Origin of the sequence: Streptomyces sp. KL109B (genome assembly GCF_030766935.1) — a bacterium.
In the GTDB taxonomy this organism is placed as follows: Bacteria; Actinomycetota; Actinomycetes; order Streptomycetales; family Streptomycetaceae; genus Streptomyces.
In genome coordinates, this window is the sequence record NZ_JASERL010000003.1 from 370,914 (window position 1) to 387,657 (window position 16,744).

Below are 16,744 nucleotides of genomic sequence, written 5' to 3' on the forward strand. Positions count from 1 at the left end.
GTAGGCGTACACCGACCGCACCACCGCCACGGGGGATTCATCACCATGCGTACCGCCCTGCGTAAGAAGTCCGTGTTCGCCGCTGCCGCCGTCGCGGCGCTCGCGTTCTCGCTGACCGCCTGCAACGACGGCTCCGGCACCGAGGACAGCGGCGCCGCCGCGTCCGCGTCGAGCAGCGCGAGCGCCGAGAGCAGCCCCGGCGCCGACTCCACCGAGGGCAAGCCCGCCGCCGAGGGCGACCAGAACCAGAGCGGCTCCGCCGGCGGCTCGGACACCTCCGGCGGCTCGGACTCCGCCGCCCCGGCCGAGGGCTCCGGCACCGGTGAGGACACCGGCGCCCACGGCGAGTGCGTCAACACCGGTGGCGCCGACGGCTGTTACGAGGGAAAGCTGTCCTATCTGGCCGACCACAAGATGATGGTCGACAACCAGGCCTTCGACGTCGCCGACAGCACCAGGATCCTCGGCGCCGCGGCGATCTGCGGGCCGTCGGACGGCTCGGTGTCGACCGACGACAACAACACGGGCACGACCCCGTGCACGTACGACCAGCTGGTGCAGGCCGCCAAGATGGGCACCGTCAAGGTGCGGGTCAACAAGGACTCGGAGGGCGTCGCCGCCACGGTCGCCGAGATCTATCACCCGTAACCGGAGCGCCCGGCCCCGGGCTTGGGGCCTACGCGTCCATCCCCGCCAGCACCAGCGGCAGCCGCTCGGCCCCGCCCTCGTCCACCACCACGACCGGCACGCCCCAGTCCTGCTGGTGGACGTGGCAGGCGGGGTACTCGTTCGCAGGGTCGTCGTCGCAGGAGGCCGCCATCGCCGAGACGTGCAGCACGCCCTCGGTGACGGCCGGGTTCAGGGTCAGTTCGCGGGCGAGGTCCGTGCCCGCGCCGTCGCCGGACGCGAGGAGTTCGGGCGGGGTCGAGGAGACGAGCAGGCGGGTCGAGGGGCCGTACCGGGTGTCGAGCTTCTGGCCCGCCGGGGCCTGGAAGACGACGTCCAACTGGAGCGTGCCGCCCGCCACTTCGGTCGCCGCGCGCTGCGTGCGGTGGGCGACGGACTCGACGCGTACGGCCTCCTCGGGCAGGCGCAGGCGGGTCAGCCGGTGCCGCGCCGACTCGACCACGACCACGTCGTCCCCGACCAGCACCGCGTCGCTCGGCTCCCGCAAGTCCGTTGCCAGAGTGGACACTTGGCCGCTCGCCGGGTCGTAGCGGCGCAGGGCGTGGTTGTACGTGTCCGAGACCGCGACCGAGCCGTCGGGCAGCGCGGTGACGCCCAACGGGTGCTGGAGCAGGGCCTGTTCGGCGTCCCCGTCGCGGTGCCCGAAGTCGAAGAGGCCGGTGCCGACCGCCGTGTGCACGGCGCCGTCCGTGTCGACGTAACGCAGGGCCGACGTCTCCGAGTCGGCGACCCACAGCCGGTCCTCGGTCGCCGCGAGCCCGGAAGGCTGCGCGAACCAGGCCTCGTCACCCGGGCCGTCGACCAGCCCCTCGTTCGTCGTGCCCGCCGCGACGGCCACCGTTCCCGCCTCGGGGTCGTACGTCCACAGCTGGTGGACGCCCGCCATGGCGATCCACACCTTGCCGCCGAAGACCGCCACGTCCCACGGGGAGGAGAGGTCGACGTCGAGGGCGGGGCCGCTGGTCGGGGACCCCTGCCACCACTGCTTTCCGGTGCCCGCGAGGGTGGTGACGGCGCCGGTGGTGAGGTCGAGGGCGCGCAGCGCGTGGTTGACCGTGTCGGCGACGACGACCGTGTTGTCGTCGAGGAGGGCGAGGCCCTGCGGCTCGTTGAAGGACGCGTTGGAGGAGTCGGGGCCGAAGCCGCGCCCGCCGCTGCCGATCCGCCGCACCACCGTCTCGCCGTCGGCCGCCAGCTCCACGAGCTGATGCCGCGTCGTGTCGCTGACCAGGAAGTTCCCGGTCGGCAGCACGAGCGCCTTGCCGGGGAAGCGGAGGTCGGTGGCGACCGGTTCGGGCGCGACGTACGGGCCGTCACCGCGGCGCAGCGTGCCCTTCGCCGCGTGCTCCGCCTCCAGCTCCTCGACCAGCTTCTCGATCGCGTGCGCGTGCCCCTCACCGGCGTGCTGCGCGACGACGTACCCCTCGGGGTCGATCACGACGAGCGTGGGCCAGGCGCGGACCGCGTACTGCTTCCACGTGGCGAGCTCCGGGTCGTCGAGGACCGGGTGCTCGACCCCGTACCGCTCGACGGCGTCGACGACCGCCGCGTGCTCGGCCTCGTGCACGAACTTCGGCGAGTGCACGCCGATGATCACGACGGTGTCCCGGTGCTTCTCCTCCAGCTCGCGCAGCTCGTCGAGTACGTGCAGGCAGTTGATGCAGCAGAAGGTCCAGAAATCCAGGACGACGATGCGTCCGCGCAGGTCGGCGAGGGTGTACCCGGTCCCGCCCGTGTTCAGCCAGCCGCCCTTGCCGACCAGCTCGGGGGCGCGGACACGGGCTCGGCGGGTGGTGCGGGCGGGGCGGTCGGGCGCGGGGTCGTTCATGGTTCAAGCGTGCCACGCGTGGCCGGTCGTCGAGTCGACGTGGTCCGGGACGGGGTCGTGGGCGTCGCCCGTCGTGGGGGTGCCGGTCGGCTCCAGGAGGAGGATCGCGGTGCCGGGGGCCGCGGAGGGCTTGTGCCAGGTGCCGCGGGGGACGGTGAAGACGGAGCCGCGGGGGAGCGTCACCTCGCGTTCGGTGTCCTTCTCGCGCAGCGCGATCGTGAGTTCGCCCTCGACGACGAGGAAGAACTCGTCGGTGTCCTCGTGCACGTGCCAGACGTGCTCCCCCTCGGCCTTCGCGAGGCGGACGTCGTAGTCGTTGACGGATGTGACGATGCGGGGGCTCCACAGGGCGTCGAAGGTGGTCAGGGCCTTGGCGAGGTTCACGGGCTGCTTCATGGCCCTCATGGTCCGGGCGGTGCCGGGCCCCCGCGAGTGCTAGGAATCGCACATGCCGAAAGGATCCTCGCACCGTGCCGAGCACCGCCCGCATCGCGTCGTCGTCCTCGTCGACGCGGGCATCAACCCCTTCGAAGTCGGCGTCGCCACCGAGGTGTTCGGGCTGCCGCGCCCCGAACTCGGCGCACTCGATCCGCTGTACGCGCTGACGCTGTGCACCCCGGAGCCCGACATCCGCATGAACCACGGGTTCTTCACGATGGCGGGGGCGGCGGGGCTCGAAGCCGTCGACTCCGCCGACACCCTCGTCGTACCGGGGCGGCCCGACAACGTGGTGCCGCGCACCGAGGCCGTGCTCGAAGCGATCCGGCGGGCGCACGCGCGCGGCGCGCGGATCGTCAGCTTCTGCACCGGGGCCTTCGCGCTCGCCGAGGCCGGGCTGCTCGACGGGCGGCGCGCCACCACGCACTGGCGGTGGGCCGGGGAGTTCCGGGAGCTGCATCCGAAGGTGCGGCTCGAACCCGATGTGCTGTACGTCGACGAGGGGGACGTGCTGACCGCCGCCGGGAGCGCGGCCGCACTCGACCTGGGGCTGTATCTGGTGCGGCGCGATCACGGTGCCGAGGTCGCCGCCGCCGTGTCCCGGCGGCTCGTCTTCGCGGCCCATCGGGACGGTGGGCAGCGGCAGTTCATCGAGCGTCCGCTGCCCGCCGTCCCGGACAGTTCGCTCGCGCCCGTACTCGAATGGGCGCAGGAGCGGCTCGACGAACCGCTCACCGTCGCCGACCTGGCCGCCCGCGCCGCCGTCAGCCCCGCCACCCTGCACCGCCGGTTCCGGGCCGAGTTGGGGACGACGCCGCTGGCCTGGCTGCTGGCCGAGCGGGTGGCGCTGGCCTGCCGGATCATCGAGCGCGGCGAGCAGCGCATCGACGTGGTGGCGGCCAGGAGCGGGCTCGGCAGCGCCGCGAATCTGCGGGCGCGCCTGAAGCGGGCGACGGGGCTGAGCCCGTCGGCGTACCGGAAACGGTTCGGGGACCGGGCGCCCGCGGGGTAGCGGTGCCCCGATAGCTCGGACCGGGGTCCGGGAACGAACGCCGGAGCCCGGCCGCGGGGGCCGGGCTCCGGGTTGTCGCTGTGGTGCGGAGGTGCCGGCGCGCCGGGTTGGCGCGCCGGGTGGCACGGAGGTGCTAGCGCACCGGGTTGCCGAACAGCGCCTTGGTGTACGGGGCCGCCAGGTCCTTCGGGCCGAAGGCGACCGAGCCGGACGCGGTGATGCCGGTGGCCGTGCCGGGGAAGGACCAGATCGCGCCGGCGGAGTCGTTCTCCGCGGTCGAGGTGACCGCGAGGTCGCGCTTGCCGTCGCCGTTGGTGTCGGCGAGCTGGCAGCCCGCGCCGAACGCGTCGCCCGACTCGGCGACACCCGGCACGTCCGCCGAGTTCTGGTTGAGGACCTGGGAGCCCTCGCCGGTCACGCCGTCCGCGGTGCCGTGCAGCAGCGCGAAGGAGCCGGCGTTGGTGAGGCCGCTGAAGTCCTCGCCGGAGATGCCGAGCGCGACCTCGGCCTTGCCGTCGCCGTCGACGTCGGCCACGGAGACGCAGGAGCCGAGGTGGTCGCCGCTCTCCTGGGCGCCGTAGAAGCCGGGCAGACTCTGGTCGAAGGTCTGCGTGGCGTCGCCGCTCAGGCCGTCCTTCGAGCCGAACGCGAGGGTGACCTTCGCGTTGCCGTCGCCGGAGCCGACGACCAGGTCGTCGATGCCGTCGCCGTTCACGTCACCGGAGGCCAGCTTCCCCTGGGTGTCCGGCGCCCAGCCCCGCTTGAAGCCCGAACCGCTGCCGTACAGCACGCTGTTGGACCACATGCCGTCACCGGCGTACGAGTTCAGGACCAGGTCGTCGCTGCCGTCGCCGTTGAGGTCGCCGACGGCCTCGAAGGACACGGGCCCGGTCGTCGAGTCGGGGCCGTCCACGCAGCCGTACTCGTCGTCGACGCAGGTCGCGTCGTCCTTGCCGTAGCCCCACCACTCGGACTTGTCCATGAAGTTCAGCTTCTGGGCCGGGGCGCCGGCGCGGGAGACCGGGCCCTTCCACAGGGCGGCGTCCTGGTGCTCGGGGTCGTCGCCGTAGCTGCCCATGTCGGCGAGGAGGGCGAGGTCGGCCTTGCCGTCGCCGTCGAAGTCGCCGATCTGGGGAGATCTGCCGTACGTGGCGATCTTCGTGCCGCCGGTCAGGCCGGAGGCCGAGCCCCAGAGGATGACGCTGCCCGCGTCCTTGCTCTTCGAGCCGATCACGAGGTCGCCGTAGCCGTCGCCGTCCAGGTCGCCCTTGGTGACGTACTGGCCGAACGCCTCCTTGGCCGCCGCCGAGCCCGGGACGCCGCTGGTGGAGCGGGAGATGAGCTTCTTGTTCGCGGGGTCGAGGCCGTTCGCCGAGCCGTAGGTGACCGCGACATAGCCTGCGGCCGCCTGGCTGGAGACGGTGGCTCCGGTCGCCGCCGTGACGAGGTCCGCGTAGCCGTCGCCGTTGAAGTCCTCGGCAGGGGCGGCCTTTCCGGTGGCGGACTTCGCCGTGGCGTTCCCGGTGGCGGTGGCCGCCTGCGCCGGGGACAGCGACACGGCGGTCAGGCCGCCCGCGACGAGGGCCGCGGTCGCCATGCCGATCCGGACCCTGCGGACACTGTGGGGTCGTGCGCGCAACATGTGGTTCCTTCGGTCGTAAGGTCACGTCCATCTCGTACGACCCATTAATCCCTCCGGTGGTTGCACACACCAGTGAACTCTTGTGCGTTGTTGGTGTTTTGAGACATCTTTTGGTGCCGGATTCCTCCATCCGGCCCCGGAGGGTGGGCGTGGCGGGGGTCCGGTGCGCCGGTTGCGGGCACTCATCGACGTATGCGCTACGAAGTGAGAGAGCGGATCTTCGGGATCGGCGAGGACTACTGGATCGAGGACGAGCAGGGCCGCAAGGCGTTCCTCGTCGACGGCAAGGCCATGCGGCTGCGCGACACCTTCGAGCTCAAGGGGCCCGACGGGCGGGTCCTCATCGACATCCACAAGAAGGTGTTCGCGCTGCGCGACACGATGGTCATCGAGCGCGGCGACGAGGAGCTGGCCCGCATCAAGCGCAAGCGGCTCTCACTGCTGCGCAACCACTATCGCGTCGCGCTCGCGGACGGCAGCACGGAACTCGACGTCAGCGGGAAGATCCTCGACCGGGAGTTCGCCGTCGAGTACGAGGGGGAGTTGCTGGCGGAGATCTCGCGGAGGTGGTTGCGGGTGCGGGACACGTATGGCGTGAACGTCGTCCGGGAGGACGCCGATCCCGCGCTTCTCATCGCGGTGGCGGTGTGCGTGATTCATTTGGCGGAGAAGGAGCGGGGGGTGGTGGATTGAGGTTGCGGGGGCGCGGGGTGGGGGGGCTTGGGGCGGCTACCCGTTCCTACGTCGCGGGGCTCTGCCCCGGACCCCGCGCCTCAATCGCCGGCGGGGCTTGATATGCCCGAATCGGCGCAGGGGCTCTATTGGGGCGGGGCGAGGCCGAGGAGGCGGTCCTTCAGGGCGGGGAACTGGGCGCGGGTGGTGTCGACCTTGGACGGGTCGAACTCCACCCGCAGTACCTCTTCACCGGCCCCCGCCTGCGCGAGCACCTCGCCCCACGGGTCGACCACGATGCTGTGCCCCGCCTGCGGAACTCCCGCGTGCGTACCGGCACTTCCGCAGGCCAGGACGTACGACTGGTTCTCCACGGCGCGGGCCTGCGCAAGGAGCGTCCAGTGCGAGCGGCGGCGCTCGGGCCACCCCGCCGACACGATCAGCGTCTGCGCGCCCCGGTCGACCAGGCCCCGGTACAGCTCGGGGAACCGCAGGTCGTAGCAGGTGGAAAGGCCGGCCACGGTCTCCGGAAGGCGCACCGTCACCAGTTCCTCGCCCGCGCCCATCAGCACGGCCTCGCCCTTGTCGAAGCCGAAGCGGTGGATCTTCCGGTACGCGGCGGCGAGTTCACCGTCGGGGGAGAAGACGAGGGACGTGTTGTAGAGGGGACCGTCCGGGTCGCGCTCCGGGATCGAGCCGGCGTGCAGCCACACCCCCGCGTCCCGCGCCGCCTTGGCCATCGTCTCGAAGGTCGGGCCCTCCAGCGGCTCGGCCTCCTCGGAGAACAGCTCGTAGGCGAAGGCGCCGGTGGTCCACAGCTCCGGGAGTACGACGAGGTCCGCGGACCCGGCCGCGGCCTCTTCACGTACCAGTGAACTCACGCGTTCACGGCGCTCGTTGACGGATTCAGGGGCGGATTCCGCCGTCTTGTCGTCATTTACCGCGACCTGGATGAGCGAGGCGCGCACACTACCACCGTCCTGGCATTCGAGCCGTCGGCTCTACGTCAACAACAGCCCTGCGTTCGTCACACCAAAGCACTGCCGGGGTGCCTACGGGCAGCGTAACTTAGCCTCTCAAGACGCCCACCGCCCGCGCTCGTCACCTGTCTAACGCCCACGCACCAACCGCTCGAGGGGTCCCTTTCCGTGAGTCTCCACCCCAGCCTTCAGTCCTACGCCGATGCCTGGACCCACTCCGTGGAAGCGATATCCGAGCTGGTCACGCCGCTCGCCGAGGGTGAGTGGAACCGGGCCACACCGTGCCCTGGCTGGTCGGTGCGGGACATCGTCTCGCACGTGATCGGGGTCGACTGCGAGATGCTCGGCGACCCGCGTCCCATCCACACGCTGCCGCGCGACCTCTACCACGTGCAGACCGAGTCGCAGCGCTACCAGGAGATCCAGGTCGACATCCGCCGGCACCACACGGCACCCGAAATGGTCTCCGAGCTGGAGTACACGATCATCCGGCGGTCACGGCACCTGCGGAACGAGTCGCGGGATCCGTCGACCATCGTGCGCGGGCCGCGCGGCATCGAGGAGACCCTCGAATTCGCCATGCGCAGGCGGGCGTTCGACATCTGGGCGCACGAGCAGGATCTGCGCTGGGCCCTCGGCAAGCCCGGCAACCTCGACTCTCCGGGGGCGTACGTCACCCGTGACCTGCTGCTGTCCATCCTGCCGAAGATCGTGACGAAGGACGCGGGGGCGCCGGCGAACTCGGCGGTCGTGATCGACGTGCACGGGCCCGTGGAGTTCCTGCGTACGGTGCGGGTGGACGGGGACGGCAAGGGGACGATAGACGGTTCGCCTTCTCTTGGGCCGGCGGCGACGATCGCGTTGGACTGGGAGGCGTACGTGCGGTTGTCGTGCGGGCGGGTTGCGCTGGAGGCGGTTGCGGATCGGGTCAAGACGGAGGGGGACGCCGCGCTTGCCTCCGCGATTCTGGCGTCCCTCACCGTGACTCCCTGACGCGCCCACCCGGGGTGGGGGCCGCGGGGCTCTGCCCCGGACCCCGCGCCTCAAACGCCGGCGGGGCTGGAATTGCCGAACCGCCGTAGGGGCTGGAATTGCCGAACCGGCGCAGGGGCTTGAACTGGGCCCCGCGGATCACACGGGGACGTGGACCGATGCCACCCGGGAGGCCACCACGCGGTCGCGTTCCGCGCGCGCCGCGCGACGGCGCAGGCGGAGGATCTGGCTGACGCCGAGCGCCTCCAGCACGAAGACCGCCGAGAACGCCACCCGGTAGTTGTCACCCGTCGCGTCGAGCAGCACCCCCACCGCCAGCAACGTCGTCATCGAGGCGATGAACCCGCCCATGTTGACGATCCCGGACGCCGTCCCCTGCCGCTCCGGCGGATTCGCCGGCCGCGCGAAGTCGAAACCGATCATCGACGCCGGCCCGCATGCCCCCAGCACCACACACATCACCACGAGCAACCACATGGGCGCCTGCCCCGGCCACACCACCGGCATCGCCCACATCACCGCGGTCGCCCCCACGGTCCCGAGCGCGAGCGGCAACCGCGCCGAGTGGTGCCGCGCCACGATCTGCCCGTAGACAAGGCCGACCATCATGTTGGAGAGGACGACGAGGGTCAGCAGCTCCCCGGCCGTGCCCCGCGACAACCCCTGCGCCTCCACAAGGAACGGCAGCCCCCACAGCAACAGGAACACCATCGCCGGGAACTGCGTCGAGAAGTGCACCCAGAGCCCGAGCCTCGTCCCCGGCTCCCGCCAGGTCGCCGCGATCTGCCCGCGTATGTACGCGGCGCCCTTGTGCGTCGTCGGCGCGGGCGCGGGCTCGTACCCCTCGGGGTGGTCCTTGAGGAACAGCAGCATCAGGACCAGGACCAGCACACCCGCGAGCGCGCTCCCCGCGAACGCGGCCGTCCACCCGATCCCGTGCAGCAGCCGCGCGATCACCAACGTAGAGACCAGATTGCCCGCCATGCCGACCAGACCGGCCAGCTGCGCGACCAGCGGACCGCGCCGCGCCGGGAACCAGCGCGTGCCGAGCCGCAGCACGCTGATGAACGTCATGGCGTCGCCGCAGCCGAGCAGCGCGCGCGACACGAGCGCCATCGGGTACGAGGCCGAGAACGCGAAGCCCAGCTGTCCGACCGTGAACAGGACGACGCCGAGCGTCAGGACCTTCTTCGTGCCGAGGCGGTCGACCATCAGGCCGACGGGTATCTGCATGCCCGCGTAGACGAGCAGTTGGAGGATCGAGAAGGTGGAGAGGGCCGAGGCGTTGATGTGGAAGCGTTCCACGGCGTCGAGGCCGGCCACGCCCAGCGACGTACGGAAGATGACCGCCACGAAGTAGACGGCGACGCCGATCGACCAGACGGCGACGGCCCGCCGCCCACCGGGCGGATCCCCCGGCATCGTGACCGAGGACGAAGTGGCCGAGCTCATCGTTCGTCACCTCGCGCCAGGCCCTGGACCCAGCTGACGTGCCGGCGCACGACGTCGACGGCCGCGCCCTCGTCCCCGGCGCGCAGTGCTTCGAGGATCTCGCTGTGCTCGGTGAGCGTCTTCGCGATGCGGTCCGGGTGCGAGCGCATCACGGCGACTCCCATTCTCAACTGCCGGTCGCGCAGCTGGTCGTAAAGGCGGGACAGGATCTCGTTGCCGCCGCTGCGGACGATCTCCGCGTGGAAGCAGCGGTCGGTGGCCGCGGCCTCGGAGAACTCCCCGGCGGCGGCCTGCGTCCGCTGCTCCTCCAGGAGTTCCGTCAGGCGCTCGACGAGGCCCGGCGGCGCCGGTACGGCCTTGCGCACCGCGTGCTCCTCGACGAGCAGCCGGGTCTCCACGACGTCCGCGATCTCCTGCGCGGAGACCGGCAGGACCAGCGCGCCCTTCTTCGGGTAGAGCTTGAGCAGCCCCTCGACCTCCAGCTTGAGCAGCGCCTCGCGCACGGGCGTGCGCGAGACCCCGACGGCCTCGGCGAGCTCGCCCTCGGTGAGCAGCGTCCCGCCCTCGTAGCGGCGCTCGAGTACGCCGCGCTTCACGTGGTCGTAGACGCGCTCGGCGGCGGGTGGGCGCTTTTCGGTGGCGGTGGCAGACATGCGCACATCATAGATACAACACGTACGCAAGCCGATGGGCGTCCATGATGCGGGACACCGCCCATGACGCAACCGTCGAGCCGCTCCTCGTGTCTCACACAGAGCGACCCCATCCCCAAGGGCCGCGATTTCAGGGACATTTGGAGCGCTCGACTTGAAAACTGGCATAGCGGGCATAGCCGTTCTCGTCGCGGGAACCGTGATCACCAGCGGCGCGCTGACCACCACCGCGCAGGCCGCCACGGCTCCGGCCAAGCCCACCGTCGCCGCCGCGGGCGGCTACGTAATGAACGACGGGACCGGTTCGAGCCTGTACACGAAGGCCGCGGACACCCGTAGATCAACCGGCTCCACCACCAAGATCATGACCGCCAAGGTGGTGCTCGCCCAGAAGAATCTGAACCTGGACTCCAAGGTCACGGTCCAGAAGGCGTACAGCGACTACATCGTCGACAACACCGCGTCGTCGGCCCATCTGATCGTCGGCGACAAGGTCACCGTGCGGCAGCTCCTGTACGGGCTGATGCTCCCCTCGGGCTGCGACGCGGCGTACGCGCTCGCGGACAAGTTCGGCTCGGGCTCGACCCGTTCGGCGCGCGTGAAGTCCTTCATCGGCAAGATGAACAAGACCGCGACCGACATGGGCCTGAAGAACACCCACTTCGACTCGTTCGACGGCATCGGCAAGGGCTCGAACTACTCGACGCCGCGCGACATCACGAAGATCGCGTCCTCGGCGATGAAGAACTCGACGTTCCGGTCGGTCGTGAAGACGAAGTCGACGAAGCAGAAGGTCACGACCAAGTCCGGCGGCTACCGGTACATGTCGTGGTCCAACACGAACAACCTTCTCGGTACGTACTCGGGCACCATCGGCGTCAAGACCGGTTCGGGCCCGGAGGCCGGCTACTGCCTGGTCTTCGCGGCGACCCGGAGCGGGAAGACCGTGATCGGCACGGTGCTGAAGTCGACGTCCGTTGACGCGCGGACGTCGGACGCGAAGAAACTGATGGACTACGGCTTCAAGCGCTAGCCATGTGAAGCCCCTCCGGCGGACACCATCAAGCCCTTCCGGCGGACACCATCAAGCCCCTCCGGCGATTGAGGAGCGGGGTCCGGGGCAGCGCCCCGGGCCGCAACCCCGTCGCCGGAGGGGCCTGAGTGGGTCAGGCCCAGGTGATCAGCCGCTTCGGGCGTTCCAAGATCGCGGCGACGTCCGCCAGCACCTTGGACCCCAGCTCCCCGTCCACCAACCGGTGATCGAAGGACAGCGCCAGCGTCGTGACCTGGCGGGGCTTGACCTTGCCCTTGTGGACCCACGGCTGCGGCTTGATCGCCCCGACCGCGAGGATCGCCGACTCACCGGGATTGAGAATCGGCGTACCGGTGTCGACACCGAACACGCCCACATTGGTGATCGTGACCGTCCCACCCTGCATCGCGGCCGGCGACGTCTTGCCCTCCCGCGCCGTGGACACCAACTCACCCAGCGCGGACGCCAGTTCGGGCAGGGTCTTGGCCTGCGCGTCCTTGATGTTCGGCACGATGAGCCCGCGCGGGGTGGCCGCGGCGATGCCCAGGTTCACGTAGTGCTTCTGGACGATCTCCTGATTGGCCTCGTCCCAGGCCGCGTTGACCTCGGGATTGCGCTTGATCGCGACGAGCAGCGCCTTGGAGATGAGCAGCAGCGGGTTGACCCGAAGCCCCGCCATGTCCTTGTCGCCCTTGAGCTCCTCGACGAGCTTCATCGTGCGCGTGATGTCGATCGTCACGAACTCCGTGACGTGCGGCGCCGTGAACTTCGAGTGCACCATCGCCTGCGCGGTCGCCTTCCGGACGCCCTTGATCGGGATCCGGGTCTCGCGAACGGAGTCGTACGAGGCGGGGGCGGTGGCCGGGGCCGCCGGGGCGGCGACGGGCTCAGGCACCTCGGGAGCGGCAGGCGCCACAGCCGCGTGCACGTCCTCCCGCGTGATGATCCCGTCGGAACCGGAGGGGATCACGGTGGCGAGGTCGACGCCGAGGTCCTTGGCGAGCTTGCGCACGGGGGGCTTGGCGAGCGGCCGGGTGAGGGTGGCCGTGCCGTTGCTGGAGGCCGCCACCTCGTCCCCTGCGCCCTTGCGAGCCCTGCGCTTCGTAGAGGATTCGGCGACGCCGTACCCGACGAGCACCGGCTGGCGGCCCTGCGGCGCCTCGGCCTCGCCCTCGGCCTCGCCCTCACCCTCGGCCTCGGCAACCTCCGGCTCGGCCGCCGGAGGCGCGGGCGCGTCCCCCGCCACGTCGACCGAAATGATCACCTGGCCGACGTCGACCGTCGTCCCCTCCGGGAACAGCAGCTCCCGCACCACCCCGTCGTACGGGATGGGCAGTTCGACGGCCGCCTTCGCGGTCTCGACCTCGCACACGACCTGCCCGTCGGTGACGGAGTCGCCCGGCCGCACGTACCACTTGAGGATCTCGGCCTCGGTCAGGCCTTCACCCACGTCGGGCATCTTGAACTCACGAGCCATGATCTACAGCCCCCTCTCAGTACGCCAGCGAACGGTCGACGGCATCGAGCACCCGGTCAAGACCCGGCAGGTACTCCTCCTCCAGGCGCGCCGGCGGATACGGCGCGTGGTACCCGCCGACCCGCAGCACGGGCGCCTCCAGGTGGTAGAAGCAGCGCTCGGTGATCCGGGCCGCCAGCTCGGCGCCGGAGCCGAGGAAGACGGGCGCCTCGTGCACGACGACGAGGCGGCGCGTCTTCTCCACCGACTTCTGTACGGCGTCGAAGTCCATCGGCGAGATCGAGCGCAGGTCCAGGACCTCGATCGACTTGCCCTCCTCCTCGGCGGCCGCGGCCGCCTCCAGGCAGACCTTCACCATCGGCCCGTACGCGGCGAGCGTGAGGTCACCGCCCTCGCGCGCGACCGTCGCCTTGTGCAGGTCCGCGGGCACGGCCTCGGTGTCGACCTCGCCCTTGTCCCAGTAGCGGCGCTTGGGCTCGAAGAAGATCACCGGGTCGTCGCTCTGGATGGCCTGCTGGAGCATCCAGTAGGCGTCGCTCGCGTTGGAGGGCGAGACGACCTTGAGGCCCGACACGTGCGCGAACAGCGTCTCGGGCGACTCGCTGTGGTGCTCGACCGCGCCGATGCCGCCGCCGTACGGGATCCGGATGACGACGGGCGTCTTGACCTTGCCGAGCGCGCGGGCGTGCATCTTCGCGAGCTGCGTGACGATCTGGTCGTACGCGGGGAAGACGAAACCGTCGAACTGGATCTCCACGACCGGGCGGTAGCCGCGCAGGGCCAGGCCGATGGCGGTGCCGACGATGCCGGACTCGGCGAGCGGGGTGTCGATCACCCGGTCCTCGCCGAAGTCCTTCTGCAGTCCGTCGGTGACGCGGAAGACGCCGCCGAGCTTGCCGACGTCCTCGCCCATGACGAGGACCTTCGGGTCGTTGTCGAGCGCCGTGCGCAGCGACTCGTTGATCGCCTTGGCGATCGGAAGCTTCTGTACGGCCATGGTCCTCAGGCCCCTTCCCCGTCGGCGAACGATGCCTGGTAGGCGGCGAATTGAGCGCGCTCCTCGTCGACGAGCGCGTGCCCGTCCGCGTACACGTTCTCGAAGATCGCCATGAGGTCCGGGTCCGGCATGGCCCGTACGACATCGCGTACCCGCTTGCCGAGCGACTCGCTCTCGGCGTCGAGTTCCGCGAAGAATCCCTCGTCGGTGTCGGTCTGGGACTCCAGGTACGCGCGCAGGCGCAGGATCGGGTCCTTCGCCTCCCAGGAGACGCGCTCGTCGTCCGAGCGGTACTTGGACGGGTCGTCGGACGTGGTGTGCGCGCCCATGCGGTACGTGAACGCCTCGATCAGGGCCGGGCCCTCGCCCTGCCGTGCCCGGTCCAGGGCCCAGCGGGTCACGGCGAGGCAGGCCAGCACGTCGTTGCCGTCCACGCGCACGCCCGGGAAGCCGAAGCCCTGCGCGCGCTGGTACAGCGGCACCCGCATCTGGCGCTCGGTGGGCTCGGAGATCGCCCACTGGTTGTTCTGGCAGAAGAACACGACCGGGGCGTTGTAGACGGCCCCGAAGTTGAAGGCCTCCAGGACATCGCCCTGGCTGGACGCGCCGTCGCCGAAGTACGCGATGACCGCGCTGTCCGCGCCGTCCTTGGCGACGCCCATCGCGTAGCCGGTGGCGTGCAGGGCCTGCGAGCCGATGACGATCGTGTACAGGTGGAAGTTGTTGCTGTTCGGGTCCCAGCCGCCGTGGTTCACGCCGCGGAACATGCCGAGCAGGTTCGTCGGGTCGACCCCGCGGCACCAGGCGACGCCGTGCTCGCGGTAGGTCGGGAAGACGTAGTCGTCCTCGCGAGTGGCCCGCCCGGAGCCGATCTGGGCCGCCTCCTGGCCGAGCAGCGACGCCCACAGGCCCAGCTCGCCCTGGCGCTGCAGGGCGGTGGCCTCGGCGTCGAAGCGGCGCGTGAGGACCATGTCGCGGTACAGGCCGCGCAGTTCGTCGTCGGTGATGTCGGCGACGTACCGGTCGTACTCGGGGTTCTTGACCCGCTTGCCGTCCGGGGTCACCAGCTGCACCAGATCGCTCTGCGCGGCGGCGGCCTTGGCGGGCGTCTTGGCGGCAGCCTTGGCGGGCGCCTTCTTGGCGGGTGCCTTGGCGGCGGCGGTCTTGCCGGGGGACTTCTTCGCAGACTTCTTCGCAGCGGCCCGCCCCCGCGCCGGGTTCGCCTTCTGCGCTGCGGCAGTGCTGTCGGCACTGTCTACGGTCACGTGTGCTCCTCCGTCGGTCCGGCCCCGGGATTGCCGGATGGCCAGTCGGCTCGGCTCGCCTGATCCGTCCACGCACGGGGTGGGTGCGAGGCGCCGGAAACAGGCGTGACAAGTGCTCCGGCAAACACCCTTCACCCAGCACGTTACCCAGTGGGTCACACATCTGCGAAACCCCATCTGACCTGCGATTTTGCTTGGATTTCCAAGTAGTTCGTTGGTTGGATTTCCTAGTAGTCGCGAGGGAGACGAAGCGCCGCAGGTCACAGCTGTGCGACGGGTCCTGGATCTCAGCCTGGCAGGGGGCCGGAACACCGGCACGTTATCCCGGTCACCCCGCGGTCCACTAGGGCATGGGAAGGGTTCGTGTGTGAGACTGAGTCCGTGCGCGAAGACGGAAAAATCCACGTATTCCTGCTGGACGACCACGAGGTGGTCCGCCGCGGCGTTCACGAGCTGCTGTCGGTCGAGGACGACATCGAGGTGGTCGGCGAGGCCGGCACGGCCGCCGACGCCCTGGTGCGCATCCCCGCGACCCGGCCCGACGTGGCGGTGCTCGACGTACGCCTTCCGGACGGCAGCGGCGTCGAGGTGTGCCGGGAGATCCGCTCCCAGGACGAGTCGATCAAGTGCCTGATGCTGACGTCGTTCGCGGACGACGAGGCGCTCTTCGACGCGATCATGGCCGGGGCCTCCGGCTACGTGCTGAAGGCGATCCGCGGCAATGAACTGCTCACCGCCGTACGGGACGTGGCCTCCGGGAAGTCGCTGCTCGACCCGGTCGCCACGGCCCGCGTCCTGGAGCGGCTGCGGGACGGCGGCCGCAAGGACGACGACCGGCTCTCCGGCCTCACCGAGCAGGAGCGCAAGATCCTCGACCTGATCGGCGAGGGCCTGACCAACCGGGCCATCGGCGAGCGGCTCCACCTCGCCGAGAAGACGATCAAGAACTATGTGTCCAGCCTGCTGTCGAAGCTGGGCATGGAGCGCCGCTCCCAGGCGGCCGCGTACGTGGCCCGTATGCAGGCCGAGAAGCACTGACGCCCCCTCCGGGCCCCCGACCGGATGCCCGCCCGCACAGGACCTACGTCACGCGTCCTTGGGGGCGGGCTCCTCTGTCCCGGCGCCGCGGTCGCGGCGCAGAGTGGTGACATGCCCACCGACGCGCAGAAAGACCTGCGGAAAGACCTGCGGAAAGATCCGCAGCGGGACCAGGCCCGCGCCTTCGAGCTGCTCACCCGCGTGCGCTACGGCCGCGTCGCGACCAGCATGCGCGCCCTGCCCTTCCTCGCCTCCGCCCGCCACATCGTGGCCGACGGCCGGCTGCTGCTGCGCATGCACCGCGGCTTCGGCTACCACGAGGCGTGCATCGGCAGCGTCGTCGCCTACGGAGCGGACAACCTCGGCCATGAGGCGCCCGAGGACGACGCCCAGTGGTCGGTGCAGTGCGTCGGCACCTGCGAGCAGATCGAGCCGACCACGGCCGAGCTGGAACTCTTCGGGCCCACCCCGCACTACGCGGACGACGAGCCCTTCGACCCGGTCTACCTACGCGTCGCCCCGCAGTTCATGACGGTGCACGAACTGCGGGGCGGGGCCGCGCGGGGGTAGGGCGGGA

At 70.5% G+C, this 16,744-nt stretch carries 16 protein-coding genes; 7 read left to right on the forward strand and 9 right to left on the reverse strand.

Annotated features, from left to right (window positions below; all coding sequences use genetic code 11):
• Nucleotides 1–45 precede the first annotated feature (45 nt).
• The gene (locus tag RBJ65_RS13000) at nucleotides 46–648 is read left to right on the forward strand and encodes a hypothetical protein (protein ID WP_306323811.1); all 603 of its coding nucleotides are present in this window, start codon (nucleotides 46–48) and stop codon (nucleotides 646–648) included.
• Between the two features lie 28 nt (nucleotides 649–676).
• On the opposite strand, the gene RBJ65_RS13005 is transcribed toward RBJ65_RS13000, so the two are convergent.
• Nucleotides 677–2,515 (reverse strand): NHL domain-containing thioredoxin family protein, encoded by a 1,839-nt coding sequence (locus RBJ65_RS13005; protein ID WP_306323810.1) that lies wholly within the window; start codon nucleotides 2,513–2,515, stop codon nucleotides 677–679.
• A 3-nt stretch (nucleotides 2,516–2,518) separates the two neighbouring features.
• Entirely contained in the window at nucleotides 2,519–2,911 is a 393-nt protein-coding gene (locus tag RBJ65_RS13010; RefSeq protein ID WP_306323809.1) for a cupin domain-containing protein, read from the reverse strand.
• A 52-nt stretch (nucleotides 2,912–2,963) separates the two neighbouring features.
• On the opposite strand from RBJ65_RS13010, the gene RBJ65_RS13015 reads away from it, so the two are divergent.
• On the forward strand, nucleotides 2,964–3,965 hold the full coding sequence (locus RBJ65_RS13015) for a helix-turn-helix domain-containing protein (RefSeq protein WP_306332130.1): 1,002 nt from the start codon (nucleotides 2,964–2,966) through the stop codon (nucleotides 3,963–3,965).
• Between the two features lie 133 nt (nucleotides 3,966–4,098).
• On the opposite strand, the gene RBJ65_RS13020 is transcribed toward RBJ65_RS13015, so the two are convergent.
• Nucleotides 4,099–5,562 (reverse strand): VCBS repeat-containing protein, encoded by a 1,464-nt coding sequence (locus RBJ65_RS13020; RefSeq protein WP_306323808.1) that lies wholly within the window; start codon nucleotides 5,560–5,562, stop codon nucleotides 4,099–4,101.
• A gap of 237 nt (nucleotides 5,563–5,799) precedes the next feature.
• On the opposite strand from RBJ65_RS13020, the gene RBJ65_RS13025 reads away from it, so the two are divergent.
• Complete coding sequence (locus RBJ65_RS13025; RefSeq protein ID WP_306323807.1) at nucleotides 5,800–6,300, forward strand: LURP-one-related/scramblase family protein; 501 nt, start codon at nucleotides 5,800–5,802, stop codon at nucleotides 6,298–6,300.
• Between the two features lie 125 nt (nucleotides 6,301–6,425).
• Here the strand turns inward: RBJ65_RS13025 and RBJ65_RS13030 are convergent, their stop codons facing one another.
• Nucleotides 6,426–7,247 carry a carbon-nitrogen family hydrolase gene (locus RBJ65_RS13030; RefSeq protein ID WP_306323806.1) on the reverse strand — a complete coding sequence of 274 codons (822 nt, stop codon included), beginning with the start codon at nucleotides 7,245–7,247 and terminating at the stop codon, nucleotides 6,426–6,428.
• A gap of 180 nt (nucleotides 7,248–7,427) precedes the next feature.
• On the opposite strand from RBJ65_RS13030, the gene RBJ65_RS13035 reads away from it, so the two are divergent.
• Nucleotides 7,428–8,252 (forward strand): maleylpyruvate isomerase family mycothiol-dependent enzyme, encoded by an 825-nt coding sequence (locus RBJ65_RS13035; protein ID WP_306323805.1) that lies wholly within the window; start codon nucleotides 7,428–7,430, stop codon nucleotides 8,250–8,252.
• 138 nt (nucleotides 8,253–8,390) lie between these two features.
• On the opposite strand, the gene RBJ65_RS13040 is transcribed toward RBJ65_RS13035, so the two are convergent.
• Both RBJ65_RS13040 and RBJ65_RS13045 read right to left on the reverse strand, forming a co-directional pair.
• Complete coding sequence (locus RBJ65_RS13040; RefSeq protein WP_306323804.1) at nucleotides 8,391–9,704, reverse strand: nitrate/nitrite transporter; 1,314 nt, start codon at nucleotides 9,702–9,704, stop codon at nucleotides 8,391–8,393.
• Nucleotides 9,701–10,357, reverse strand: a complete 657-nt coding sequence (locus RBJ65_RS13045) for a GntR family transcriptional regulator (protein WP_306323803.1) — start codon at nucleotides 10,355–10,357, stop codon at nucleotides 9,701–9,703. The genes RBJ65_RS13040 and RBJ65_RS13045 overlap by 4 nt, the downstream gene beginning before the upstream one ends.
• Before the next feature lie 154 nt (nucleotides 10,358–10,511).
• On the opposite strand from RBJ65_RS13045, the gene RBJ65_RS13050 reads away from it, so the two are divergent.
• Nucleotides 10,512–11,390: a D-alanyl-D-alanine carboxypeptidase family protein gene (locus RBJ65_RS13050; RefSeq protein ID WP_306323802.1), complete on the forward strand. Its 879-nt coding sequence runs from the start codon at nucleotides 10,512–10,514 to the stop codon at nucleotides 11,388–11,390.
• A 133-nt stretch (nucleotides 11,391–11,523) separates the two neighbouring features.
• Here the strand turns inward: RBJ65_RS13050 and RBJ65_RS13055 are convergent, their stop codons facing one another.
• From RBJ65_RS13055 to pdhA, 3 genes are read right to left on the reverse strand one after another with little or no spacing between them, the layout of a single operon-like run.
• On the reverse strand, nucleotides 11,524–12,867 hold the full coding sequence (locus RBJ65_RS13055; protein WP_306323801.1) for a dihydrolipoamide acetyltransferase family protein: 1,344 nt from the start codon (nucleotides 12,865–12,867) through the stop codon (nucleotides 11,524–11,526).
• Between the two features lie 16 nt (nucleotides 12,868–12,883).
• Entirely contained in the window at nucleotides 12,884–13,864 is a 981-nt protein-coding gene (locus RBJ65_RS13060; protein WP_306323800.1) for an alpha-ketoacid dehydrogenase subunit beta, read from the reverse strand.
• Between the two features lie 5 nt (nucleotides 13,865–13,869).
• On the reverse strand, nucleotides 13,870–15,129 hold the full coding sequence (pdhA, locus tag RBJ65_RS13065; RefSeq protein ID WP_306323799.1) for a pyruvate dehydrogenase (acetyl-transferring) E1 component subunit alpha: 1,260 nt from the start codon (nucleotides 15,127–15,129) through the stop codon (nucleotides 13,870–13,872).
• A gap of 381 nt (nucleotides 15,130–15,510) precedes the next feature.
• Here pdhA and RBJ65_RS13070 point away from each other — a divergent pair, with 381 nt between their 5' ends.
• Both RBJ65_RS13070 and RBJ65_RS13075 read left to right on the forward strand, forming a co-directional pair.
• A complete protein-coding gene (locus tag RBJ65_RS13070; RefSeq protein ID WP_306323798.1) occupies nucleotides 15,511–16,167 on the forward strand; it encodes a response regulator transcription factor in 657 nt (218 codons plus the stop codon).
• A gap of 111 nt (nucleotides 16,168–16,278) precedes the next feature.
• Complete coding sequence (locus RBJ65_RS13075) at nucleotides 16,279–16,737, forward strand: pyridoxamine 5'-phosphate oxidase family protein (RefSeq protein WP_306323797.1); 459 nt, start codon at nucleotides 16,279–16,281, stop codon at nucleotides 16,735–16,737.
• The last annotated feature ends 7 nt before the right edge of the window (nucleotides 16,738–16,744 follow it).

Coding starts and splice junctions, on each gene's coding strand:
- RBJ65_RS13000 (WP_306323811.1), top strand. CDS start 46: ATGCGTACCGCCCTGCGTAAGAAGTCCGTGTTCGCCGCTGCCGCCGTC.
- RBJ65_RS13005 (WP_306323810.1), bottom strand. CDS start 2,515: ATGAACGACCCCGCGCCCGACCGCCCCGCCCGCACCACCCGCCGAGCC.
- RBJ65_RS13010 (WP_306323809.1), bottom strand. CDS start 2,911: ATGAAGCAGCCCGTGAACCTCGCCAAGGCCCTGACCACCTTCGACGCC.
- RBJ65_RS13015 (WP_306332130.1), top strand. CDS start 2,964: ATGCCGAAAGGATCCTCGCACCGTGCCGAGCACCGCCCGCATCGCGTC.
- RBJ65_RS13020 (WP_306323808.1), bottom strand. CDS start 5,562: ATGGCGACCGCGGCCCTCGTCGCGGGCGGCCTGACCGCCGTGTCGCTG.
- RBJ65_RS13025 (WP_306323807.1), top strand. CDS start 5,800: ATGCGCTACGAAGTGAGAGAGCGGATCTTCGGGATCGGCGAGGACTAC.
- RBJ65_RS13040 (WP_306323804.1), bottom strand. CDS start 9,704: ATGAGCTCGGCCACTTCGTCCTCGGTCACGATGCCGGGGGATCCGCCC.
- RBJ65_RS13045 (WP_306323803.1), bottom strand. CDS start 10,357: ATGTCTGCCACCGCCACCGAAAAGCGCCCACCCGCCGCCGAGCGCGTC.
- RBJ65_RS13055 (WP_306323801.1), bottom strand. CDS start 12,867: ATGGCTCGTGAGTTCAAGATGCCCGACGTGGGTGAAGGCCTGACCGAG.
- RBJ65_RS13060 (WP_306323800.1), bottom strand. CDS start 13,864: ATGGCCGTACAGAAGCTTCCGATCGCCAAGGCGATCAACGAGTCGCTG.
- RBJ65_RS13075 (WP_306323797.1), top strand. CDS start 16,279: ATGCCCACCGACGCGCAGAAAGACCTGCGGAAAGACCTGCGGAAAGAT.